Origin of the sequence: Achromobacter sp. GbtcB20, from assembly GCF_019091095.1 — a bacterium.
In the GTDB taxonomy this organism is placed as follows: domain Bacteria; phylum Pseudomonadota; class Gammaproteobacteria; order Burkholderiales; family Burkholderiaceae_B; genus Achromobacter; species Achromobacter mucicolens.
The window spans coordinates 1-233 of sequence record NZ_JAGXJZ010000939.1 but is presented as its reverse complement, the minus strand read 5'-3'; the positions used below and the strand labels follow the sequence as shown (position 1 = coordinate 233).

Below are 233 nucleotides of genomic sequence, written 5' to 3'. Positions count from 1 at the left end.
GGAATTGCGCGATACGGCCATCGATGCCTCCGTATACGCGTATCCCATGGTGCACATGGAACTGCCGCGCCGCCAGGCCACGGCGGAGCAAAGCCCGCTGGACGGCAAGGCGCCGATGAACCAGTTTGGACACAAGGCCGCCTTCCCGGAACCGCGCGCGGCCGACACGCCCTGGCCCAGCGCCGCCGCGCTGTACTCCAGCCTGTGGTTTGACGTCTCGCGCGCGCCGCTCA

The 233-nt window shown here is 68.7% G+C and carries 1 pseudogene; it reads left to right on the top strand.

The annotated features are described in order from the left end of the window. A pseudogene (locus KVT32_RS31725) lies at positions 1-233 on the top strand (hypothetical protein); the annotation flags it as partial.